Genomic DNA, 22,464 nt, shown 5'->3' with positions numbered 1-22,464 from the left:
TGGCACGATGTCAGGGTGACCGCACCGTTGACTCCGCCTCCGCCGCCGCATGAACAGTCTCCGCACGATGCGTGGCCGCCGCATTCGCCGGGCGGGTACGGGGGCGGTGCGGCTTCTTACGCCTCGCCTCATGACGCCGTGCACGGCGGTTCGTACGGACAGGACGGGCCCGGGATGAAGACCGAAGTGCGGGAGGCCGCCGTCGTCACGGTGGCTGTGGCGCTCGGTGGGGTGTTGCTCGGGGTGCTGTGGTGGTGGCTGGCGCCGCACGTGCCGTTGGTCGGGGATGTCGTCGACAAGAGCTGGGTCGTCTATCTCTCGGACACCGAGGGGGAGCAGGCGGTCGGGGTCGACGGAACGTTCACTCTGCTGGCGTTGGCGTTCGGGGCGGTCAGTGCGGGCGTGGTGTTTCTTGTGCGGCGGCGTGGGGGGATTCCGCTGGTCGTCGCGCTGGGTGTGGGGGGTGTGCTCGGGTCGTTGCTGGCCTGGCGGGTCGGGGTGTGGCTCGGGCCTGCGCAGGATGTGATCGCGCATGCGAAGGATGTGGGTAAGGGGGTTACGTTCTCGGCGCCGTTGAAGTTGGCGGCGAAGGGGGCGTTGCTGGCGTGGTCGTTGGCCGCGCTGATCGTGCATCTTGGGCTGACCGCGTTGTTCGGGCCTCGGGATCCTGATCCCTATCAGCAGGCGCCGTATCAGCAGGAGTCCTACGGGGCGCCGCCGGCGTAGTTTTTCTCGCCCCCGCCGCCCCTACCCGTCCCATCCCTGGGGGCTGCGCCCCCAGACCCCCGCTTCGGCCCTGAACGGGCCTCGTCCTCAAACGCCGGACGGGCTGAGATGCCTGGCCAGCGCTGAAAGAACACCTACGCCGGGCGCCTGCCGTGGTTTGCTCGGTGCTTCCTGATCCGCCATTTGCGTTTCCGGGTTTTCTTCGACATGTCTCTCGTACTTAACCGAGTACGGGAGGCTCGTCGAGGGGTTACGCACGGCCGATCGGGGCCAGGGTTGCTTTCGTCAAGGCCGCCAGGTCGGTGGGGGAGAGTTCTACCTCCAGGCCTCTGCGGCCCGCCGAGACGCAGATCGTGGCGTGGGTGGAGGCTGAGGCGTCGATCACTGTGGGGAGTTGTTTGCGCTGGCCCAGGGGGCTGATTCCCCCTCGGACGTAGCCTGTCGTGCGTTCTGCCAGGGTGGGGTCCGCCATGGACGCTCGTTTGCCGCCCACCGCCGTTGCCAGGGCCTTCAGGTCCAGCTGGCCCGCCACCGGGACCACCGCCACCGTCAGGGCGCCGTCCACTTCCGCCAGGAGGGTCTTGAAGACTCGGGCCGGGGAGACGCCCGTCGCCTCGGCCGCCTCCTCGCCGTAGGACGGGTGGGAGGGGTCGTGGTCGTAGGCGTGGATCGTGTACGCGACGCCTGCGGCCGTCAGCGCCACCGTTGCAGGGGTGCCGCCCTGTTGCTGCTTCTTTGACTTCTTCGCCATCTCAGGTCTTCCGCGATACGTCAGTTGAGGCTCGTCGGGCCCCGCGTCAGGTCCGACGCCGGCAGTGACGGCAGGTTACGGATGATCGCCGTCTCGGCGCGAAGGAGTTTGAGTTCGTCGCGGAGGCGGGAGGCCGTGTCCGGGGCCTGGAGGAGGCGTTGCTTGGCCGGGGTGTCCAGCATCATCGCCGCTGCCACCAGGTAGGAGACCACCGCCGGGTCGTCCGGCAGTTCCGCACCTGTGGTCAGCGATCGCTCCCGTGCTCCCGCCAGGCGCTTCTGGTACTGGCGGAAGGCGCGGAGGACGCCCTCGGCCAGTGCGCCCGCCTCGTCTCCCGGGGCCTCCGGCAGCTCCTCCAGTTCCGCCGTCAGGAACTGGCCCGAGGTGTCCACCGAGACCAGGCGCACCCTCGTCGTTCCCGTCGCCAGTACCTCGAACGTGCCGTCCGCCCGCTCGCGGATCGTCGCCGCGTCCGCGATGCAGCCCACCCCGTGGAACGCCTTGAGCGGCTCCGTGCCGAACCCGGCCGCCGGCCCGCGCTCGGGCACGGACGTCTGGTCCGGCATGCCCGGGGCGCTCGTCGCCACCTCGTGGCCGTCGCGGATCGCCACGACGGCGAACCGGCGTGGTTCGTCCTCGGGGGTCTTCAGCAGTTCGCGCATCATGGCGCGGTAGCGCTCCTCGAAGATGTTCAGAGGAAGCACGAGCCCCGGGAACAGAACGGTGTTCAGGGGGAAGAGCGGAAGCCGGACGGTGGTCACGGTGCGAGAGCCTAATGGTCGCCGGAGCTCGCGCGTCCGCCGCGCCCACTCCGTGGATGCCGGGAGCCCCCCAGCGGCAGCTCCGAGGCCACCGCGAGCCGGATGCCGTCGCGTACCTCCAGGAACTGGCCGAGCGGGTCGTCCGAGACCCTGTCCCAGGGGAAGGACGTCGCGTACGGGCCGATCAGGCGCAGCTGTTCCAACGCGTCCTTCCAGCGGTCCAGGCGTACCAGGACGTAGGTCAGCAGGTTGCGGACCTCGGCCGGCCACGGGTCGGCGGGCGCGTATGCCGATGACAGCTCTATCGCCCGGTCGGCCGCCGCCTCCGCCCGCTCCCGCAGCAACGCCGTCGTGCCGCCGTCCCCGGCCAGGTAGGCGAAGGCCGCACGGACCGGGAGTGCCTGGACCAGTGAGCCGGGAAGCGTGTCCTCCGCCGCGCGCTCGGCGAAGTCGAAGCACTCGCGGTGCGAGCCGTACCAGGCCGCCGAGAAGTACTTCACGGCGGCGACGTGGCAGCCGTAGTGGTGCGGGGAGCGGCGCACCGCCTCCGCCCACAGCTGTTCGAACTCCGTGTGGCCCGCGTTCGTGCCGCGCGCGTGGTCCAGCGCGAGCCGCCACGGCACCGGGTCGCGCGGGTCGCCCTCGGCCGCCGCCGCGATCAGCGGGCCGACCTCGCGCAGCAGCTCGGACCGGGCCGGCGAGTCCCAGTTGCGGTGCACGGCCAGCTGGGCCTTGACCAGTAGCGTGTCCGGGTCGTGCGGGGCGGCGGCGCACCAGTCCTCGAACCACTCGGCGCGGGAGCGGGCGAAGGCGGCGAGCCGGGTCGCGTAGCGGTCGCGGTTCTCCCACTCGGCGGCCTCGCGGGTGGTGGCCAGCAGCTTGGCGGCGGGCTCGTACTCGCCCCGCCCGGCCGCCACCAGCACGGGTGCCAGGCGGTCGTCGGGCGCGTCGAGCAGTACCTCGTCGTCGGCGGGGAGCCCGGCGGCGAGGCGCGAGGCGTGGGTCGCCATCCGTGCCGTACGGATGAACGCGCGCAGCAGAGCCATGGTGGGCCTCCTTTGCGCCTAAACCGGCGCCGCTCTCGCGGTCCTGGTTGCTCGCCGTCGTGGTTGCTCAATTGATGGTTGCGGTGAGGAGACGGCTGACAAGCGGCGATGGTTGTGGACTCAGACGGGTCAGTTTCTGCGCAGCAGCCTCGTCGCCCCCGCCGCCACCGTCGTCGCCAGGATCCAGCCCAGCAGGATGATCACCGCGGCCAGCCACTGCCAGCCGCCGCGCAGCCGCCAGAAGCCGACCTGGCCCAGATCGATGACCGGGAGCAGCAGGTCCAGGGCGAACAGGGCCGGGTCCCACGGCGGATGCTCGTCGCCCTTGATCGGCGGATGGTCGGCGTGCGCGAAGGCGAAGGAGCTCGCCGCCCACAGCACCGCCATCCACACCGCGGCGCGGCCCGGCCGGTAGCCGTAGGCGACCGTCCAGTCCTGGACGTATCCCCAGAGCTTCGCCGCCAGCGGCAGGCTCTCGCGTCGGCGGCGCTGCTTGGCGAGCAGCACCTCGCGGGCGTCCTCGTCCTCACCGCTGTTGCGCAGCACCGCCGCGAGCCGCTCGTACGGCTCCGGGTTGTACTCCGGGGTCGCCGCCGCCACCCACTCCAGGCGTTCGGCCAGCGGGAACGGGCCCTGCGGCACGAGGTTCTCGTACGCGAAACCGCCCATGTGCAGATTGCCCGGCCCCGGCCAGCTGCCCGCCCCGTCGATCAGGTTGACGATCCGCGCACCCGACAGCACCACCTTGCCGCGCTGAGGCTTCTCGCTGAGGAAGCGCAGCTCGGGTGTCTGGATCCGGCGCAGGGACAACTCCTGCTCGTCGGTGAAGGTGAACCGGGCCCGCGCCAGGTCGACCGAGTCCCCGAACCGCCCGTCGTCCAGGCGCACTCCGCCCCCGCACTCGAACCGCTGGATCCGTGTTCCGCGTGCCGGTGTCGTGCCGCTGGTCCAGCGCGGATTCCCGACGCCCGCCGGGGTCAGGTACAGCGTCCGCCCCACGGTCAGCTGGGGTGCGTTCAGCGCGAGCCGCGTGTACGGGTTGGCCAGCCGCGCGCCCCGCAGGCTCAGCGAGACGCCGATGGTGGCGCTGCGCAGGCTCAGCTCGCCGTGCGACTCCAGCAGCTCGGCCTGCAGATCCTGTCCTACGGTCACGCCGTCCCCGGCGATCGAGCGGCCGGTGCGGTCGCGGTACACGATCGCCTGGTTGAGCAGCAGATCCGTACCGATGTGCGCGTCGGTCAGCCGCACCCCGTTGTGGAAGCGGCAGCGGGGGAGGTGCAGGTCGCCCTCGGTGTGCACCCGGGCCGCCTCAAGCCGTGGGATCGAGCAGTCCACGAACCGTACGGTCGTGAAGCGGGCCTCCGGCAGCAGGACCTCCTGCTCGAAACGGCAGCCCCGCAGTTCGACGTACGGCGTGACCGTGCCGCCCGCGAGGTCCAGGCTGCCGCTGATCTGCACCCCGGTGAGTTTGAGTGACGCGACACGGCCCGCGAGCGCGGGCGGTCCGTCGAGGAGCAGCCAGCACACGATGCGGGCCCGGACGGTCCGCCCGGGTCCCCAGGGGTGCCCGCCGTGCGGATCGTCGACGACCGTGTCGCCGCTGCTCAGGTCGTACACGCTGCCGTTGCGGAAGGCCTGCCACATGCCTGCCTCGGCGGCGGTGAGATCGTCCGGCAGGTCTCCGGCGCGGATGCCGGCACCCTCGGTCACCAGTCTTCCTTCCTCCCCGGTAGTGGTTTCGTGCAACTGTTCATGCCCGGTGCGTGACGCCCCGAACGCTAGACGTGCTGTGCCTTGTGGGGGGACACCCCCCACACCCCCCTGATCTTCCGGGTTGCGTATCAGCCACTGGAATGCCTGAACGACGCGCGACAGGCGTCTGAGAGAATTGGCCCCGTGATCTCCCGAATCGATCTGCGCGGCGACGCCCTTCCCGAGGGACCCGCCCTGCGCGACCTGCTGCCCCGAGCCGACTTCGACGTTCAGGCCGCCCTGGAGAAGGTGCGTCCGATCTGCGAGGCCGTGCATCATCGGGGCGACGCGGCGCTGATCGACTTCGCCGAGAAGTTCGACGGGGTGCGGCTGGAATCCGTACGGGTGCCGGTGCAGGCGATCGCGGACGCACTGGAAGCCCTCGACCCGGCCGTGCGCGCGGCCCTTGAGGAGTCCATCCGGCGCGCCCGTCTCGTCCACCGCGAGCAGCGCCGGACCACCCACACCACCCAGGTCGTTCCCGGCGGCTCGGTCACCGAGAAATGGGTGCCGGTCGACCGGGTCGGGCTCTACGCGCCCGGCGGGCGGTCCGTCTACCCGTCCTCCGTGATCATGAACGTGGTGCCCGCGCAGGAGGCCGGCGTCGAGTCGATCGCCCTCGCCTCCCCGGCGCAGGCCGAGTTCGACGGGCTCCCGCACCCGACGATCCTCGCCGCGTGCGCGCTGCTCGGCGTCGACGAGGTGTACGCGGCGGGTGGCGCCACCGCCGTCGCGATGTTCGCGTACGGCACCGAGTCCTGCCCGCCCGCCAACATGGTCACAGGGCCCGGCAACATCTGGGTCGCCGCCGCCAAGCGCTACTTCACCGGCAAGATCGGCATCGACGCCGAGGCCGGCCCGACCGAGATCGCGGTCCTCGCCGACGACACCGCCGACCCGGTGCACGTCGCCTCCGACCTGATCAGCCAGGCCGAGCACGACCCGCTCGCGGCCGCCGTCCTCGTCACGGACTCCGTGGCCCTCGCGGACGCGGTCGAGAAGGAGCTGGAGCCCCAGGTCGCGGCCACCAAGCACGTCGAGGACCGGATCCGCCCGGCCCTCGCAGGGCGGCAGTCCGCGATCGTCCTCGTCGACGGCATCGACGAGGGCCTGCGGGTCGTCGACGCGTACGGGGCCGAGCACCTGGAGATCCAGACCGCCGACGCCGCTGCCGTGGCCGATCGGGTCCGCAACGCGGGCGCGATCTTCATCGGGCCCTGGGCGCCGGTCTCGCTCGGCGACTACGCCGCCGGGTCCAACCACGTCCTGCCTACCGGCGGTTGCGCCTGCCACTCCTCCGGGCTGTCCGTCCAGTCCTTCCTGCGCGGCATCCACATCGTCGACTACACGAAGGACGCGCTGGCGGACGTAGCGCATCACGTGGTGACGCTGGCGGAGGCGGAGGATCTGCCCGCGCACGGCGCGGCGATCAAGGCTCGTTTTGGCGGAGCCGAACAGTGGACACGTGGTTGGAAGGTACCCGGCAAGTGACTTTCGGAATTGACGACCTCCCCGTACGGGACGAGCTGCGCGGCAAGTCCCCCTATGGCGCGCCCCAACTCGACGTCCCCGTACGGCTGAACACCAACGAGAACCCCTACCCGCTGCCCGAGCCGCTCGTCGAGCGGATCGCCGAGCGGGTGCGCGAGGCGGCCCGGAACCTCAACCGCTACCCGGACCGGGACGCGGTCGAGCTGCGCACGGAACTTGCCAAGTACCTGACGAAGACCGGCAAGTACCCGGTCGGCCTCGCGAACGTCTGGGCCGCCAACGGCTCCAACGAGGTCCTTCAGCAGTTGCTCCAGACCTTCGGCGGACCGGGCCGTACGGCGATCGGCTTCGAGCCGTCGTACTCGATGCACGCGCTCATCGCGCGGGGCACGGGGACGGGCTGGATCTCCGGGCCCCGGAACGAGGACTTCACGATCGATCTCGCGGCGGCCGAGCAGGCCATCGCCGAGAACCGGCCGGACGTCGTCTTCATCACCACCCCCAACAACCCCACGGGTACCGCGGTCCCGCCCGAGACGGTCCTCGCGCTGTACGAGGCCGCGCAGGCGGCGAAGGCTGCGACTGCCGGGGCGATCGTCGTCGTCGACGAGGCGTACATCGAGTTCAGCCACGGCGACTCGCTGCTGCCGCTGCTCGAACGTCGGCCGAATCTCGTCGTCTCGCGGACGATGTCGAAGGCCTTCGGGGCGGCGGGGCTCCGCCTCGGCTATCTCGCCGCGCACCCGGCCGTCGTCGACGCCGTCCAGCTCGTACGGCTGCCGTACCACCTGTCGGCCGTCACCCAGGCGACCGCGCTGGCCGCCCTGGAGCACACCGACACGCTGCTGAAGTACGTCGAGCAGCTGAAGGCGGAGCGGGACCGGCTGGTCGGCGAGCTGCTCGCGATCGGCTACGAGGTGACCGCGTCGGACGCGAACTTCGTGCAGTTCGGGCGGTTCGACGATGCCCACGAGGTGTGGCAGCGGATCCTCGACCGGGGCGTCCTGGTCCGGGACAACGGCGTACCGGGGTGGCTGCGGGTCACCGCCGGAACCCCGGCCGAAAACGACGCGTTCCTCGACGCGGTACGTGAACTGAAGAAGGAGCAGAGCGCATGAGCCGCGTTGGACGTGTGGAGCGGGTGACCAAGGAGACCTCGGTCCTCGTCGAGATCGACCTCGACGGGACCGGCAAGGTCGATGTGTCGACAGGCGTCGGCTTCTACGACCACATGCTCGACCAGCTCGGCCGGCACGGTCTGTTCGACCTCACCGTGAAGACCGAGGGCGACCTGCACATCGACTCGCACCACACCATCGAGGACTCCGCCCTCGCGCTCGGCGCCGCCTTCAAGCAGGCGCTCGGCGACAAGGTGGGTATTTATCGATTCGGCAACTGCACGGTCCCGCTGGACGAGTCCCTCGCCCAGGTGACCGTCGACCTGTCCGGCCGCCCGTACCTCGTGCACAGCGAGCCCGAGAACATGGCGCCGATGATCGGCGAGTACGACACGACGATGACCCGGCACATCCTGGAGTCCTTCGTCGCCCAGGCCCAGATCGCGCTGCACGTGCACGTGCCGTACGGTCGGAATGCCCACCACATCGTGGAGTGCCAGTTCAAGGCGCTCGCGCGGGCCCTGCGGTACGCGAGCGAGTTCGACCCGCGCGCGGCCGGCATCCTTCCCTCCACGAAGGGTGCGCTCTAGCCATGAACGGTCTCAACACGATCCTGATCGTCGTCGGCCTCTTCCTGGCCGGCGGGGTCTACTCCTTCATCAAGCAGGAGATGCCCAAGAGCCTCATCGTGCTCCTCTCGATCGGCGCCGCGATGTGTCTCGTCGCGGGCATCCTGAGGCTGGAGGTGTGGAATTGAGTGCCGCAAAGAGTGTCGTCGTCTTCGACTACGGCTTCGGCAACGTCCGCTCCGCCGAGCGTGCCCTCGCGCGCGCGGGTGCCGACGTCGAGATAACGCGTGACTTCGACAAGGCCATGAACGCCGACGGGCTGCTCGTCCCCGGTGTCGGTGCCTTCGCCGCCTGTATGAAGGGCCTGAAGGACGCCCGCGGCGACTGGATCGTCGGCCGCCGGCTGGCCGGCGGGCGCCCGGTCATGGGCATCTGCGTCGGCATGCAGATCCTCTTCGCGCGCGGCATCGAGCACGGCGTCGAGACCGACGGCCTCGACGAGTGGCCCGGCTCGGTCGAGCCGCTCCAGGCCGACATCGTGCCGCACATGGGCTGGAACACCGTGGAAGCACCGGCGGGCTCACAGCTCTTCGCCGGCCTGGACGCGGACGCGCGCTTCTACTTCGTGCACTCCTACGCCGTCCACGACTGGTCCCTGGAAGTCGCGAACCCGGCGATGCGCGCCCCTCTGGTCACCTGGTCGACGCACGGCAAGCCCTTCGTGGCCGCCGTGGAGAACGGCGCCCTGTGGGCCACGCAGTTCCACCCCGAGAAGTCCGGCGACGCCGGCGCCCAGCTCCTCACCAACTGGATCGGAACACTGTGAGCAAGCTCGAACTCCTCCCCGCCGTCGACGTCCGCGACGGCCAGGCCGTCCGCCTCGTACACGGCGAGTCCGGGAGCGAGACCTCCTACGGCTCCCCTCTGGAGGCCGCCCTCGCCTGGCAGCGGTCCGGCGCCGAGTGGCTGCACCTCGTCGACCTGGACGCCGCGTTCGGGACCGGCGACAACCGCGCGCTGATCGCCGAGGTCGCGGGCGCGATGGACATCAAGGTCGAGCTGTCCGGCGGCATCCGGGACGACGCCTCCCTCGCCGCCGCCCTGGCCACCGGCTGCACCCGGGTGAATCTGGGCACGGCCGCCCTGGAGACCCCGGAGTGGGTAGCCAAGGTCATCGCCGAGTTCGGCGACAAGATCGCGGTCGGTCTCGACGTACGCGGTACGACCCTGCGCGGACGGGGCTGGACCCGCGACGGCGGCGACCTCTACGAGACGCTGGAGCGCCTCAACTCCGAGGGCTGCGCGCGTTATGTGGTGACGGACATCGCGAAGGACGGCACGCTCCAGGGCCCGAACCTGGAGCTGCTGAAGAACGTCTGCGCGGCCACCGACCGGCCCGTCGTGGCCTCCGGTGGCGTGTCGTCGCTGGACGACCTGCGGGCCATCGCGGAGCTGGTACCCCTCGGTGTCGAGGGCTCGATCGTCGGGAAGGCCCTCTACGCGAAGGCGTTCACTTTGGAAGAAGCACTGGAGGCTGTGTCTTCATGACGTCCGATGCCGTGCGGCGCGTGCAGAGCGGGAGTCCCTGGGAAGAGTCCTTCGGTTTCGCACGTGCCGTCGCGGCGGGCGACCGCGTCCTGGTGGCGGGCACGACGTCCTTCAAGGGCAGCGTGCTCTACGGGGAGGGCGACCCCTACACACAGGCCAGGACGGCCTTCGGCACCGCTCTGGACGCGCTCGGCGAGTTCGGGCTCGGCGTCGACGCCGTGATCCGTACGCGGATGTATCTGACCCATGCGCGGGACGTGGACGACGTCGGCCGCGCGCACAGGGAGCTTTTCGACGCGGTGCGCCCGGTCTCGACCCTGGTGGTCGTGGAGGGCTTCGTCGATCCGCGCATCCTGGTCGAAGTGGAACTGGAAGCCTTCAGAGGCTGAAGCAGCCAGAGGCTATAGGCATACAGAGGAGCCGTGGATTCATGACCCTGGCGGTCCGAGTCATCCCCTGCCTGGACGTGGACAACGGCCGGGTCGTCAAGGGCGTCAACTTCCAGAACCTGCGCGACGCGGGCGACCCCGTCGAGATGGCGAAGGTGTACGACGCCGAGGGCGCCGACGAGCTGACGTTCCTGGACATCACCGCGTCGTCGGGCAACCGCGAGACGACGTACGACGTGGTGCGCCGCACCGCCGAGCAGGTGTTCATCCCGCTGACGGTCGGCGGCGGAGTACGCACAGCCGAGGACGTCGACAAGCTGCTGCGGGCCGGCGCCGACAAGGTGGGCGTCAACACCGCCGCCATCGCCCGTCCCGACCTGATCCGTGAGATCGCGGAGCGGTTCGGGCGGCAGGTCTTGGTGCTGTCCGTGGACGCGCGGCGGACGCCGTCCGGGACCTTCGAGGTGACGACCCACGGCGGCCGCAAGGGCACCGGCATCGACGCGATCGAGTGGGCGCACCGGGCCGCCGAGCTGGGCGCGGGGGAGATCCTGCTCAACTCGATGGACGCGGACGGTACGAAGGACGGCTACGACCTGGAGATGATCGCGGCCGTACGCAAGCACGTGACAGTCCCGGTGATCGCGTCGGGCGGCGCGGGCAAGCTCGCGGACTTCCCGCCGGCCGTGGCGGCGGGCGCGGACGCGGTGCTGGCGGCGTCCGTCTTCCACTTCGGCGATCTGCGGATCGGAGAGGTGAAGGACGCGCTGCGGGCGGCGGGGCATCCGGTGCGGTGACGCTGCGCTTGGCTTGAGCCCCGGTTGCCTGATGGCGGCCGGGGCTTTCTGTCGGGTAGATGAGAAAGAGAACTTGCGCAAAATATGTTGTGCAATTTTTCTTTCGTACCTACGGTAGGGGCATGGCAAGCAAGGAGAACCGTCGGATCACGGACTTGGGCACGCTCAAGGCTCTCGCCCATCCGCTGCGCATGAGGCTCTACCGGCTGCTGTTCGTCGCCGAGGTGGCGACGGCCTCCCAGCTCGCCGAGCAGGTCGACGAGGCCGTCTCCCTGGTCAGCTACCACCTGCGCAAGCTCGCCGACCACGGACTGATCGAGGAGGCGGAGCCGCAGAGCGGGGACGGGCGCGAGCGCTGGTGGCGTCCCGCCTCGGAGGGCGTCAGCGTCCGCGACGAGGACTTCCAGGACGCCCCGGAGAAGGTGGCGGCACACCTGGCGGCATCCCGGCTCTTCCAGGAGCAGCGCTCCGAGATGTACCGCACCTACCTCGACGAGCGCGCCCACTGGGGGCGGGAGTGGAACGAGGCCGCGCACGACTCGGAGTCGCTGCTCCGCCTGACGGCCGCCGAGCTGGCGGAGCTGAAGAAGGAAGTGCACGACGTGCTCAAGAAGTACGACGAGCAGGGGCGCGCCCGTGAGGCCGCCGGCGAGACCGAAGGGCGCGAGAACGTCGCGCTGCACCTGTACGGCTTCCCCTTCCGTGTCTGAGAGGACATCCTTCGTGCCCGCCACGCTCATAGCCGCGGCCGCCGGTACCGACCGGCCGGCCCACCGCGACGGCAACGTCCTGCGCTGGCTCGCCGCCTACACCAGCTCGATGGTCGGCGACAACGTGTACTACATCGCCCTGTCCTGGGCCGCCGTACAGGCCGGGACGCCATCGCAGGCCGGAGTGGTCATGGCGGTGAGCGCCGTGCCGCGGGCGCTGCTGATGCTCGGCGGGGGAGTGATCGCCGACCGGCTCGGGCCGCGCAAGGTCGTCGTCGGCAGCGACGCGGTGCGCTGCGCGGCCGTGCTCGCGGTGGCCGCGCTGCTGTTCCTCACCAGCCCCGGCCTGTGGCCGCTGGCCCTGCTCGCCCTGGTCTTCGGCACCGTCGACGCCGTGTTCATGCCGGCCGTGGGAGCCCTCCCCGCGCGCGTGACGAGCCGCGACCAGCTCGCGCGCGTGCAGGGCATGAGGGGCCTGGGGATCCGGTTCGCGAGTGTCGTCGGCGGCCCGCTCGGCGGGCTCGGGGTGGCGGTCGGCGGGGCCGCGGCCGCGTTCGGGCTTGCAGGGCTGCTGATCGCGGTGTCGGTGCCGCTGCTGATGTCCGTACGGATGCGGGAGCTGTCCGCCGACGACAAGGCGGCCGCTCAGGGCGGTACCGCCTGGCGCGATCTGGTGGCCGGGCTGCGCTACATCCGCCGCCACCGCGTCCTGGCCCCCCTGATGCTGACCATCGCCCTCGGCGACCTCGGCTTCGTCGGCCCGCTCAACGTGGGCCTCACCCTGCTCGCCGACGAGCGCGGCTGGGGTGCCGCCGGGATGGGCTGGATCCTCTCCGGGTTCGGCATCGGCGCGGGTGCCGCGTCCCTGCTGCTGACCGTGCGCGGGCGCCTGCCGCACGCCGGGCAGGTCGCGGCGTACGCGATCATCTCGGGGGCGGTCGCGATCGGCTCGCTCGCCTACGCCCGGAACGTCGGCACGGCCGTCGTCGTGGCCCTGTTCATCGGGCTGCTCGCCGGGCTCAGCGGCGCGATGTGCGGCGCCCTGCTGCAGACCCAGGCCGACCCCGCCTACCTGGGCCGCGTCACCGCCGTCTCCAGCCTGGTCAGCCTCGGATTCGCGCCGCTGAGCATGCCGCTGGCCGCCGCCGCGATCGGCGCCTGGGGCACCGGTCCGGTCTTCGTCGTCAGCGCGGCGGTCTGCGCGCTCGGCGGGGTCGTCGCCCTGTGCGTCAGGGACCTCCGCCGCGCCGAGCTGCCCCGCTGAGGGCTCCGCCGGAAGAGCCGGTTCCGCTCAGATGCCCAGCTGCTTCGACCCGTGCAGCTTGGTGATCGCGTCCTCGTCGCCGTCCAGCTCGACCTTGGCCGCGCTCTGCCGGCCGTACGCGAACAGCAGCAGCTCGGACGGCTCGCCGGTCACCGTCACGACCGGCGTGCCCCGGTTCGCGACCGCCGTACGGCCGTCCGGGCGGCGCAGCACCAGGCCCGTCGGCACGCTCCGGCCCATCATCCGGGCGGTGCGCTCAAGGCGGGTCCACAGGGCGTCCTGGAAGACCGTGTCGAGCTCGCGCGGCGTCCACTCGGGCTGGGCGCGGCGGACGTCCTCGGTGTGGACGTAGAACTCGATCGTGTTCGACGCCTCGTCGATCTGCTTGAGGGAGAAGGGCGAGAAGCGCGGCGGGCCGGTACGGATGAGCTGGATCAGCTCCTCGTACGGCTTGTCGCCGAACTCCTCCATCACCCGGTCCAGGCGGGACGCGAGCTGCTTGATCAGGATGCCGCCGGCGGCATCGGGGCGGCGCTCGCGCACCACCACGTGCGCGGCGAGGTCACGGGTCTGCCAGCCCTCGCAGAGAGTGGGGGCGTCCGGGCCCTCGGTCTCCAAGAGGTCGGCCAGGAGGAGTCGTTCACGCTTGGCGAAAGTCGACATGCAGTCAGCCTACGACCGTCCCACAAGTCCGCCCAATGGACAGAGCATCTGGACTGTCAGTGGGGCGCGGCACAATGGGCCCCATGACCAGCACGCCTCCGCCCAACAACCTCGACCCGGAGATCGCCGCGCGCCTCAAGCGCGGTGCCGACGGGCTCGTCCCCGCGATCGCCCAGCAGTACGACACCGGTGAGGTGCTCATGCTCGGCTGGATGGATGACGAGGCACTGCACCGCACCCTGACGACCGGCCGCTGCACGTACTGGTCGCGCAGCCGCCAGGAGTACTGGGTGAAGGGCGACACCTCCGGCCACTTCCAGTGGGTCAAGTCCGTCGCCCTCGACTGCGACGCCGACACCGTGCTGGTCAAGGTCGACCAGGTGGGCGCCGCCTGCCACACCGGCGCGCGCACCTGTTTCGACGTGGATGTGCTGCTCAAGGACGCCGATTCCGGCGTACGGGCGCAGGATCAGTAGGGTCACCAGCCATGGACCTCGAGACCTTCCGCAAGCTCGCCACCGACCGGCGCGTCATCCCGGTCACGCGCAAGCTCCTCGCCGACGGCGACACCCCGGTCGCGCTCTACCGCAAGCTCGCCGCCGAGCGCCCCGGCACCTTCCTGCTGGAGTCCGCGGAGAACGGCCGCTCCTGGTCCCGGTACTCCTTCGTGGGTGTCCGCAGCGACGCCACGCTGACCGCGCGCGACGGCCAGGCCCACTGGCAGGGCGCCCCGCCCGTCGGCGTCCCCGTCGACGGTGACCCCCTCGCCGCCCTGCGCGCCACCATCGAGGCCCTCCACACCCCGCACCAGGAGGGCATGCCGCCCTTCACCGGCGGCATGGTCGGCTACCTCGGCTACGACATCGTGCGCCGCCTGGAGAAGATCGGCCCCGGCGAGCGGGACGACCTCAAGCTGCCCGAGCTGACCATGCTGCTCACCAGCGACCTCGCGGTCATGGACCACTGGCAGGGCTCGGTCCTGCTGATCGCCAACGCGATCAACCACAACGACCTCGACACCGGTGTCGACGAGGCCTACGCCGACGCCGTGGCCCGCCTCGACGCCATGGAGGCCGACCTCTCCCGCGCGGTGGCCCAGCCGCCCGCCCAGCTCCCGCCCTCCGAACTCCCCGAGTACACGGCCCTGTGGGGCGGCCCCGACTTCCAGGTAGCCGTCGAGGACATCAAGGAGCGCATCCGGGCCGGCGAGGCCTTCCAGGTGGTCCCCTCCCAGCGCTTCGAAACACCGTGCACGGCAAGCGCGTTGGACGTGTACCGGGTGCTGCGGGCGACCAACCCGTCGCCGTACATGTACCTGTTCCGCTTCGACGGATTCGACGTCGTCGGCTCGTCCCCCGAGGCCCTCGTCAAGGTCGAGGACGGACAGGCGATGGTCCACCCCATCGCCGGCACCCGGCACCGCGGCGCGACCCCGCAGGAGGACCAGGCCCTCGCCGACGAGCTGCTCGCCGACCCCAAGGAGCGCGCCGAGCACCTCATGCTCGTCGACCTGGGACGCAACGACCTGGGACGCGTCTGCGAGCCCGGCTCGGTCGAGGTCGTCGACTTCATGTCCATCGAGCGCTACTCGCACGTCATGCACATCGTCTCGACGGTGACCGGCCGAGTCGCGGCGGGCCGCACCGCCTTCGACGTCCTGACGGCCTGCTTCCCGGCCGGCACGCTCTCCGGCGCGCCCAAGCCCCGCGCGATGCAGATCATCGACGAACTGGAGCCGTCCAGGCGGGGGTTGTACGGCGGCTGCGTCGGCTACCTCGACTTCGCGGGCGACTCCGACACCGCCATCGCCATCCGCACGGCCCTGCTCCGGGACGGCACCGCGTACGTCCAGGCGGGCGCCGGCATCGTCGCCGACTCGGACCCGGTCGCCGAGGACAACGAGTGCCGCAACAAGGCGGCGGCGGTGCTGCGCGCGGTCCACACGGCGAACAGACTCGGACAGTAGGGGCTAGTAGGACGCACTGGGACGCTTCTCACTGAACCCCGGGTGACGGTTCGCCCGGGGTTCAGGCGATAGTGGGGTACGTGACTGCTGTTCCTCACCCCCGTTCCGAAGCCGCAGGACCCGCCCGGGCCGGCCGCCGCAGCCTCGCCGTCGCCCTGCTGGCCGGTGCGCTCGGCGCGGCCGTCGTGCTGCTGGCCACCCGCCAGGAGTGGTCGCGGGGCACCGCGACGGTGGCCGGCGGCGACCTCCCGCTGACCGTCACGGGCAGCGACGTCACGGGCGTGCCGGCAGCGCTCGCCATAGTGGGCCTCGCCGCACTCGTCGCCGTCTTCGCCGTCCGCCGCTTCGGCCGGGTCTTCGTCGCAGCCCTGCTCACCCTCTCCGGCGCCGGATCGGTCGCAGCGGCCCTGCTCGGCGCCTCCGACAGCTCCGCGCTCGACGAGCTGGCCGCCCAGGCCAGCGGCGACACCTCCGCCACCGTCGAGGCGTTCAGCCACACGGCCTGGCCCTACGTCACCGCCGTCGGCGGCGCGCTGATCCTGATCGCCGGCCTGCTCGCGCTGCGCTACGCACCCCTGTGGCCGGCGATGTCCGGCCGTTACGAGCGCAACGGGGCCCCCCGGCCCCGTAAGGCGACGGTCGTCGACCCCGACCGGCCCGAGGACGTCTGGAAGGCGCTCGACCGCGGCGAGGACCCCACCGGGGCCTGACCGCACCACGCAGGGTGACCCCCGATCACGCCGTACGCGCGCGTGCGGAACAATGGACGCGGAGCGTCCGGCTCACACAGGCACACAGCAACAACGAGGAGCAAGTCATGGCGGGCAACAGCCACGGTCACACCCCGGCCGCCTGGACGGGATCCATCATCGTCCTCATCGGATTCTGCGTCTCGGGCGCCTTCATGGTGCTGGCCAACGTGCCGGGCTTCTGGGCGGGCATGGCGATCGCGGTCCTCGGCGGTGTCGTCGGCCTGATCATGCGCTCGATGGGCCTGGGGCAGCCCAAGGACCAGCCCAAGGCGATCAAGATGGTCGAGACGGCCGGCGCCGACGTCTGATTCCAGCCTTCATTCCAGCCTTCTGAGGGGCGGCCGGCGCGATGCCGGGCCGCCCCTCAGGCGCGTGTGCGGTCCGCACGGGGCACAATGCGAGGCGTGAACGCCGACACTCAGCGCCTCTCCCGCGCCTCCCTGCCGGGCCGCCTGGCCGTCCCCGCGGGCATGCTCGCGGCCGTCGTCGGGGCGTTCGCGTACGTCGGGACCGTGGACCCCAACGAGCCCGGTCACTACCCCGTCTGCCCCCTGCTGCGCTACACCGGCGTCTACTGCCCGGGCTGCGGCGGACTGCGCAGCGCGCACGCCGTCGTCCACGGGGACTTCCTGGCGGCGTTCCAGGACAACGCGCTGGCCGTACTGGGCTATCTGGCCTTCGCCGTGCTGTGGACTGTCTGGGTGGTCCGCGCGGCCCGCGGACGCCCCCTGCGGATCGAGCTCGGGCCGGTGCACCTGTGGAGCCTGGGCGCGTTGCTGCTGGTCTTCATGGTTGTCCGGAACCTGCCGTTCGGTGGCTGGCTGCATCCTTGATCAAATGGCGAACGTCCAGGTAATGGGACTGGCGTCAACCGGATGCGAGGCCTACGCCTTCCTCCGGATACCATCGAAGTGACCATCCGTTCCCGCTGGTCGCTGGAACTGTCAACCGTCTGGAAGGGGGCCTCTCGCGTGAGTGTGCTCGACGAGATCATCGACGGAGTCCGTGCCGACCTCGCGGAGCGGCAGGCGCGCGTCAGCCTCGACGAGCTCAAGGAACGCGCGGCGAAGGCTCCCGCGGCCAAGGACGGAATCGCCGCACTGCGGGGCGAAGGCGTCAAGGTCATCTGCGAGGTCAAGCGCTCCAGCCCCTCCAAGGGCGCGCTGGCCGCGATCGCCGACCCGGCCGGCCTGGCCGCGGACTACGAGGCGGGCGGCGCGGCCGTCATCTCCGTCCTCACCGAACAGCGCCGCTTCGGCGGCTCGCTCGCCGACCTGGAGGCGGTCCGCGCGCGCGTGGACATCCCGGTCCTCCGCAAGGACTTCATCGTCACGTCGTACCAGCTGTGGGAGGCCCGGGCGTACGGCGCCGACCTCGCGCTGCTGATCGTCGCCGCCCTCGACCAGCCCGCTCTGGAATCCCTGATCGAGCGCGCCGAGTCCATCGGCCTCACCCCGATCGTCGAGGTCCACGACGAGGACGAGGTCGACCGCGCGGTCGACGCGGGCGCCAAGGTGATCGGCGTCAACGCCCGCAACCTCAAGACCCTGGAGGTCGACCGCTCGACGTTCGAGCGACTCGCCCCCGAGATCCCCGCGCACATCGTCAAGATCGCCGAATCCGGCGTCCGCGGCCCCCACGACCTCATCGCCTACGCCAATGCCGGCGCCGACGCGGTCCTGGTCGGCGAGTCCCTGGTAACGGGCAAGGACCCGAAGACGGCAGTCGCCGACCTGGTGGCAGCGGGCGAACACCCGGCACTGCGACACGGCCGTAGCTGACGGCTGGGTAGAGTTGGCTCCGATGACGCTCACGACCGCCATGACGCCCATGGACCGCTACGCCCGCCTCGCGCGCGGCTGTCGGCCCCGTGGCTGCCGCGCGCCCGCGCGGCGGGTGCATGGAAGGCGCGTGCGTTACGTCATCGGAGACGAGCCGGGCCAAGTGAACGGCATGCGATGGCACCAGCCGACCTTTAGGGGCGCGGGGCTCTATTTGATTTGCGGCTACCGCCGCGTGGGCGCGACCAGCCACTGACGGCCGGCAGCCAACCAACAAATCCCCGCCCCCACGGCGCTCAGTGCACACAACAACTCACCGCACTCACCGTGAGGTATCGGCATGCCCAGCGAGTTCTTCATCCCCGACCCCGAGGGTCAAATCCCCAGCACCGAAGGCTACTTCGGCGCATTCGGCGGCAAGTTCATCCCGGAGGCCCTCGTCGCCGCCGTGGACGAGGTGGCCGTCGAGTACGACAAGGCCAAGCACGACCCGGAGTTCGCCCGAGAACTGGACGACCTCCTCGTCAACTACACCGGCAGGCCAAGCGCGTTCACCGAGGTCCCCCGTTTCGCCGCGGAAGCGGGCGGCGCACGCATCTTCCTCAAGCGCGAGGACCTGAACCACACCGGCTCCCACAAGATCAACAACGTGCTCGGTCAGGCCCTGCTCACCAAGCGCATGGGCAAGACCCGCGTCATCGCCGAGACCGGCGCCGGCCAGCACGGCGTCGCCACGGCCACCGCCTGCGCACTGTTCGGCCTCGAATGCACCATCTACATGGGCGAGATCGACACCCAGCGCCAGGCCCTCAACGTGGCCCGGATGCGCATGCTCGGCGCCGAGGTCATCGCCGTGAAGTCCGGCAGCCGCACCCTCAAGGACGCCATCAACGAGGCGTTCCGCGACTGGGTCGCCAACGTCGACCACACGCACTACCTCTTCGGCACCGTCGCGGGCCCGCACCCCTTCCCGGCCATGGTCCGCGACTTCCACCGCGTCATCGGCGTCGAGGCCCGCCGCCAGATCCTGGAGCGTGCCGGCCGTCTCCCCGACGCGGCCGTCGCCTGTGTCGGCGGCGGCTCCAACGCCATCGGCCTCTTCCACGCCTTCATCCCGGACGCGGACGTACGCCTCATCGGCTGCGAGCCCGCCGGACACGGCGTCGAGACCGGTGAGCACGCCGCCACGCTCACCGCCGGCGAGCCCGGCATCCTGCACGGGTCGCGGTCCTATGTCCTCCAGGACGAGGAGGGCCAGATCACCGAGCCCTACTCGATCTCGGCGGGCCTCGACTACCCCGGCATCGGACCCGAGCACTCCTACCTCAAGGACAGCGGCCGCGCCGAGTACCGCGCGGTCACCGACGACGAAGCCATGCAGGCTCTGCGTCTGCTGTCGCGGACCGAGGGCATCATCCCGGCCATCGAGAGCGCGCACGCGCTGGCCGGTGCCCTGGAGGTCGGCAAGGAACTCGGCAAGGACGGGCTGATCATCGTCAACCTGTCGGGCCGCGGCGACAAGGACATGGACACCGCCGCACGCTACTTCGGCTTGTACGACACGGACGCCGACGCCTCCGTCGCGGCCGACGCCGACAGCGCCATCGCGGAGATCGAGGGGGACGCCAAGTGAGCGGCAACATCCAGCTGTTGAGCGACACCCTCGCCGGCGCGAAGGCGGAGGGGCGGTCCGCGCTCATCGCGTATCTGCCGGCCGGGTTCCCGACCGTCGACGGCGGCATCGCGGCGATCAAGGCCGCCTTCGACGGCGGCGCGGACATCGTCGAGGTCGGACTGCCGCACAGCGACCCCGTCCTCGACGGCCCCGTCATCCAGACCGCCGACGACATCGCCCTGCGCGGCGGCGTGAAGATCGCCGACGTGATGCGGACGGTGCGCGAGACGTACGCGGCGACCGGGAAGCCCGTGCTCGTCATGACGTACTGGAATCCCATCGACCGCTACGGCGTCGAGCGCTTCACGGCCGAGCTGGCGGAGGCGGGCGGGGCCGGGTGCATCCTGCCCGACCTTCCCGTCCAGGAGTCGGCGCTGTGGAGGGAGCACGCCGAGAAGCACGGGCTCGCCACGGTCTTCGTGGTCGCGCCGAGCAGCAAGGACGAGCGGCTCGCCACGATCACCGGGGCGGGCAGCGGCTTCGTCTACGCCGCCTCCCTGATGGGCGTCACCGGCACCCGCGCGTCGGTCGGCGCGCAGGCCCAGGACCTGGTCCGGCGCACCCGGGCCACCGGCACCGACCTGCCGGTCTGCGTCGGGCTCGGTGTCTCCAACGCCGAGCAGGCCGCCGAGGTGGCCGGCTTCGCCGACGGCGTGATCGTCGGCTCGGCCTTCGTCAAGCGGATGCTGGACGCGCCGGACGACGCGGCCGGCGTCGAGGCCGTGCGGGCGCTCGCGGGCGACCTGGCGAAGGGCGTGCGCGGCACGCCGTAGCGGATCGTAAGCATGTAGTCATGCGGATATTTCGGTCACTCGAACGGGTGGACCTGGGGCCGGGGAGGCGCGCTGCGCCTCCCCGGTTCGTTCTGCGGGTGTGAGCGAGAAGAACCGTGAGGGAAAGCGCACCGCTCGTGAGCGGCTGGCGGTCGAGCGTGAGAAGCACAAGGCCGCGGAGAAGCGACGGCGTGCGCTGATCGTGGGCGCGAGCGTCGTGTGCGTGCTGGGGCTTGCCGCGGTGATCGGCGTCGTCGCCGCGAACGCCGGCAAGGACAGCGGCAGCGAGAAGTCGGGCCCGGTCGTCGCCCCCTCGGGGGCTCAGGGCAAGGACAGCCTCGCGATCCCGGTCGGCAAGGACGGCGCCAAGGCGACGCTCACGGTGTGGGAGGACTTCCGCTGCCCGGCCTGCCAGGCCTTCGAGACGACGTACCGCTCGACGATCCACGAGCTGACCGACGCCGGACAGCTCCGGGTGGACTACCACCTGGCGACGATCATCGACGGCAACCTCGGCGGCAGCGGCTCCCGGCACGCGGCCAACGCGGCGGCCTGCGCCCAGGACGCCGGAAAGTTCACGGCGTACCACGACGTGCTCTACGAGAACCAGCCCCAGGAGACCGACGACGCCTTCGCCAAGGACAGCAAGCTCATCGAGCTGGCGGGCAAGGTCGACGGCCTCGACACGGCCACGTTCCGCACCTGTGTCGAGCAGGGCACGCACAACAGCTGGGTCGAGAAGTCCAACGCGGCCTTCAAGAGCGGCGGCTTCACCGGCACCCCCACCGTGCTGCTCGACGGCAAGAACATCTACCAGGACCAGACGATGACGCCCGCGAAGCTGAAGCAGCTGGTGGAGGCCGCGAACAAGGCATGAGTGGCCTCCCGTTATGGACCCGTAGCCGGGCTGCCTTGTCCTGCGGGTGGCCCGGCAGGGTAGCGTCGACCCTGCCATGGAATTTGCCTACATCCCCAGCCCGTCGCGCGGAGTGCTGTATCTCGGCCCCATTCCGCTGCGCGGCTACGCGTTCTGCATCATCATCGGCGTCTTCGTCGCGGTCTGGCTCGGCAACAGGCGCTGGCTAGCCCGCGGCGGGCAGGCCGGCACGGTGGCCGACATCGCTGTCTGGGCGGTGCCGTTCGGCCTCGTCGGCGGCCGGCTCTACCACGTGATCACGGACTACGAGCTGTACTTCAGCGAGGGCCGTGACTGGGTGGACGCCTTCAAGGTGTGGGAGGGCGGCCTCGGCATCTGGGGCGCGATCGCGATCGGCGCGCTGGGCGCGTGGATCGGCTGCCGCCGCCGGGGCATCCCGCTGCCCGCCTGGGCCGACGCCGTCGCACCCGGTATCGCCCTCGCGCAGGCGATCGGGCGCTGGGGCAACTGGTTCAACCAGGAGCTGTACGGGCGGGAGACGGACCTGCCGTGGGCCCTGCACATCACGTCCTCGACGGACGGCCGGGTGCCGGGCTACTACCACCCGACGTTCCTCTACGAGTCCCTGTGGTGCATCGGCGTCGCCCTCCTGGTCATCTGGGCGGACCGCCGCTTCAAGCTCGGCCACGGCCGCGCCTTCGCGCTCTACGTCGCCGCGTACTGTGTCGGCCGCTTCTGGATCGAGTACCTGCGCGTCGACGACGCCCACCACTTCCTCGGCCTGCGGCTCAACAACTGGACCGCCATGGTCGTGTTCCTGCTCGCGGTGATCTACATCGTGCTGTCGGCGCGGAAGCGGCCGGGGCGCGAGGCGGTAGTCGAGCCGCTTGCCTCCGGCGGTGAAGCCGATGGTGAATCCGAGGCCGACGAAAAGTCCGAGGCCGAGGGCGAGGCTGACGCCGAGGGGAAGTCCGAGTCCGACGAGGACGTCGAGGCGGACTCCTCGGACGTGAAGAACGAGGCGGAGTCGGCGAAGAAGAGCTGACGGCCGGTCG

The 22,464-nt window shown here is 70.8% G+C and carries 27 protein-coding genes; 22 read left to right on the top strand and 5 right to left on the bottom strand.

The window, feature by feature from the left end:
- Positions 1–15: 15 nt before the first annotated feature.
- On the top strand, positions 16–726 hold the full coding sequence (locus tag AC5DRG_RS14005; protein WP_491810717.1) for an AAA family ATPase: 711 nt from the start codon (positions 16–18) through the stop codon (positions 724–726).
- Positions 727–976: 250 nt separating this feature from the next.
- Here AC5DRG_RS14005 and ybaK read toward each other — a convergent pair whose 3' ends face one another.
- From ybaK to AC5DRG_RS13985, 4 genes are all read right to left on the bottom strand, one after another.
- Entirely contained in the window at positions 977–1,477 is a 501-nt protein-coding gene (gene ybaK / locus AC5DRG_RS14000) for a Cys-tRNA(Pro) deacylase (protein ID WP_491810715.1), read from the bottom strand.
- 20 nt (positions 1,478–1,497) lie between these two features.
- Positions 1,498–2,238, bottom strand: a complete 741-nt coding sequence (locus AC5DRG_RS13995) for an LON peptidase substrate-binding domain-containing protein (protein WP_491810714.1) — start codon at positions 2,236–2,238, stop codon at positions 1,498–1,500.
- A gap of 11 nt (positions 2,239–2,249) precedes the next feature.
- The gene (locus AC5DRG_RS13990) at positions 2,250–3,284 is read right to left on the bottom strand and encodes a hypothetical protein (protein ID WP_491810712.1); all 1,035 of its coding nucleotides are present in this window, start codon (positions 3,282–3,284) and stop codon (positions 2,250–2,252) included.
- Positions 3,285–3,413: 129 nt separating this feature from the next.
- Positions 3,414–4,994 (bottom strand): oxidoreductase, encoded by a 1,581-nt coding sequence (locus tag AC5DRG_RS13985; protein ID WP_491810710.1) that lies wholly within the window; start codon positions 4,992–4,994, stop codon positions 3,414–3,416.
- A 186-nt stretch (positions 4,995–5,180) separates the two neighbouring features.
- On the opposite strand from AC5DRG_RS13985, the gene hisD reads away from it, so the two are divergent.
- From hisD to AC5DRG_RS13935, 10 genes are all read left to right on the top strand, one after another.
- Complete coding sequence (gene hisD / locus AC5DRG_RS13980) at positions 5,181–6,527, top strand: histidinol dehydrogenase (protein ID WP_491810708.1); 1,347 nt, start codon at positions 5,181–5,183, stop codon at positions 6,525–6,527.
- Positions 6,524–7,645, top strand: coding sequence for a histidinol-phosphate transaminase (locus AC5DRG_RS13975; RefSeq protein WP_491810706.1), 1,122 nt, complete (start codon positions 6,524–6,526; stop codon positions 7,643–7,645). Before hisD ends, AC5DRG_RS13975 begins: the two co-directional genes overlap by 4 nt.
- Positions 7,642–8,235: an imidazoleglycerol-phosphate dehydratase HisB gene (gene hisB, locus AC5DRG_RS13970; protein ID WP_491810704.1), complete on the top strand. Its 594-nt coding sequence runs from the start codon at positions 7,642–7,644 to the stop codon at positions 8,233–8,235. Before AC5DRG_RS13975 ends, hisB begins: the two co-directional genes overlap by 4 nt.
- A 2-nt stretch (positions 8,236–8,237) precedes the next feature.
- Entirely contained in the window at positions 8,238–8,402 is a 165-nt protein-coding gene (locus AC5DRG_RS13965) for a hypothetical protein (RefSeq protein ID WP_491810702.1), read from the top strand.
- Positions 8,393–9,040, top strand: a complete 648-nt coding sequence (gene hisH / locus AC5DRG_RS13960) for an imidazole glycerol phosphate synthase subunit HisH (protein ID WP_491810700.1) — start codon at positions 8,393–8,395, stop codon at positions 9,038–9,040. Before AC5DRG_RS13965 ends, hisH begins: the two co-directional genes overlap by 10 nt.
- Positions 9,037–9,762 (top strand): bifunctional 1-(5-phosphoribosyl)-5-((5-phosphoribosylamino)methylideneamino)imidazole-4-carboxamide isomerase/phosphoribosylanthranilate isomerase PriA, encoded by a 726-nt coding sequence (priA, locus tag AC5DRG_RS13955; protein WP_491810698.1) that lies wholly within the window; start codon positions 9,037–9,039, stop codon positions 9,760–9,762. Before hisH ends, priA begins: the two co-directional genes overlap by 4 nt.
- Positions 9,759–10,151 carry a RidA family protein gene (locus tag AC5DRG_RS13950; RefSeq protein WP_491810697.1) on the top strand — a complete coding sequence of 131 codons (393 nt, stop codon included), beginning with the start codon at positions 9,759–9,761 and terminating at the stop codon, positions 10,149–10,151. The genes priA and AC5DRG_RS13950 overlap by 4 nt, the downstream gene beginning before the upstream one ends.
- A gap of 41 nt (positions 10,152–10,192) precedes the next feature.
- Entirely contained in the window at positions 10,193–10,948 is a 756-nt protein-coding gene (gene hisF / locus AC5DRG_RS13945; RefSeq protein WP_491810695.1) for an imidazole glycerol phosphate synthase subunit HisF, read from the top strand.
- Between the two features lie 122 nt (positions 10,949–11,070).
- Positions 11,071–11,658 carry an ArsR/SmtB family transcription factor gene (locus tag AC5DRG_RS13940; RefSeq protein ID WP_491810693.1) on the top strand — a complete coding sequence of 196 codons (588 nt, stop codon included), beginning with the start codon at positions 11,071–11,073 and terminating at the stop codon, positions 11,656–11,658.
- A 13-nt stretch (positions 11,659–11,671) separates the two neighbouring features.
- On the top strand, positions 11,672–12,922 hold the full coding sequence (locus AC5DRG_RS13935; RefSeq protein WP_491810691.1) for an MFS transporter: 1,251 nt from the start codon (positions 11,672–11,674) through the stop codon (positions 12,920–12,922).
- 27 nt (positions 12,923–12,949) lie between these two features.
- Here AC5DRG_RS13935 and AC5DRG_RS13930 read toward each other — a convergent pair whose 3' ends face one another.
- Positions 12,950–13,585 carry a TIGR03085 family metal-binding protein gene (locus AC5DRG_RS13930; protein WP_491810689.1) on the bottom strand — a complete coding sequence of 212 codons (636 nt, stop codon included), beginning with the start codon at positions 13,583–13,585 and terminating at the stop codon, positions 12,950–12,952.
- Between the two features lie 83 nt (positions 13,586–13,668).
- On the opposite strand from AC5DRG_RS13930, the gene hisI reads away from it, so the two are divergent.
- From hisI to lgt, 11 genes are all read left to right on the top strand, one after another.
- Positions 13,669–14,061, top strand: a complete 393-nt coding sequence (hisI, locus tag AC5DRG_RS13925; RefSeq protein WP_491810687.1) for a phosphoribosyl-AMP cyclohydrolase — start codon at positions 13,669–13,671, stop codon at positions 14,059–14,061.
- An 11-nt stretch (positions 14,062–14,072) separates the two neighbouring features.
- The gene (locus AC5DRG_RS13920; protein ID WP_491810685.1) at positions 14,073–15,551 is read left to right on the top strand and encodes an anthranilate synthase component I; all 1,479 of its coding nucleotides are present in this window, start codon (positions 14,073–14,075) and stop codon (positions 15,549–15,551) included.
- Positions 15,552–15,622: 71 nt separating this feature from the next.
- Positions 15,623–16,261 carry a TIGR02234 family membrane protein gene (locus tag AC5DRG_RS13915; RefSeq protein WP_491810683.1) on the top strand — a complete coding sequence of 213 codons (639 nt, stop codon included), beginning with the start codon at positions 15,623–15,625 and terminating at the stop codon, positions 16,259–16,261.
- Between the two features lie 107 nt (positions 16,262–16,368).
- On the top strand, positions 16,369–16,611 hold the full coding sequence (locus tag AC5DRG_RS13910) for an HGxxPAAW family protein (RefSeq protein ID WP_491810681.1): 243 nt from the start codon (positions 16,369–16,371) through the stop codon (positions 16,609–16,611).
- 87 nt (positions 16,612–16,698) lie between these two features.
- On the top strand, positions 16,699–17,136 hold the full coding sequence (locus AC5DRG_RS13905) for a DUF2752 domain-containing protein (protein ID WP_491810679.1): 438 nt from the start codon (positions 16,699–16,701) through the stop codon (positions 17,134–17,136).
- A gap of 138 nt (positions 17,137–17,274) precedes the next feature.
- Positions 17,275–18,084: an indole-3-glycerol phosphate synthase TrpC gene (trpC, locus tag AC5DRG_RS13900; RefSeq protein ID WP_491810677.1), complete on the top strand. Its 810-nt coding sequence runs from the start codon at positions 17,275–17,277 to the stop codon at positions 18,082–18,084.
- A 22-nt stretch (positions 18,085–18,106) separates the two neighbouring features.
- Entirely contained in the window at positions 18,107–18,340 is a 234-nt protein-coding gene (trpM, locus tag AC5DRG_RS13895; RefSeq protein WP_491810675.1) for a tryptophan biosynthesis modulator TrpM, read from the top strand.
- A gap of 84 nt (positions 18,341–18,424) precedes the next feature.
- Complete coding sequence (trpB, locus tag AC5DRG_RS13890; protein ID WP_491810674.1) at positions 18,425–19,717, top strand: tryptophan synthase subunit beta; 1,293 nt, start codon at positions 18,425–18,427, stop codon at positions 19,715–19,717.
- Positions 19,714–20,532 carry a tryptophan synthase subunit alpha gene (trpA, locus tag AC5DRG_RS13885; protein WP_491810672.1) on the top strand — a complete coding sequence of 273 codons (819 nt, stop codon included), beginning with the start codon at positions 19,714–19,716 and terminating at the stop codon, positions 20,530–20,532. Before trpB ends, trpA begins: the two co-directional genes overlap by 4 nt.
- Positions 20,533–20,632: 100 nt before the next feature.
- Positions 20,633–21,409, top strand: coding sequence for a DsbA family protein (locus AC5DRG_RS13880; RefSeq protein ID WP_491810671.1), 777 nt, complete (start codon positions 20,633–20,635; stop codon positions 21,407–21,409).
- A 76-nt stretch (positions 21,410–21,485) separates the two neighbouring features.
- Entirely contained in the window at positions 21,486–22,454 is a 969-nt protein-coding gene (gene lgt / locus AC5DRG_RS13875; protein WP_491810669.1) for a prolipoprotein diacylglyceryl transferase, read from the top strand.
- Positions 22,455–22,464: the final 10 nt, after the last annotated feature.

It is taken from the genome of Streptomyces sp. JLBG701 (genome assembly GCF_058544905.1).
This window is presented reverse-complemented; position numbering and strand designations above follow the sequence as displayed.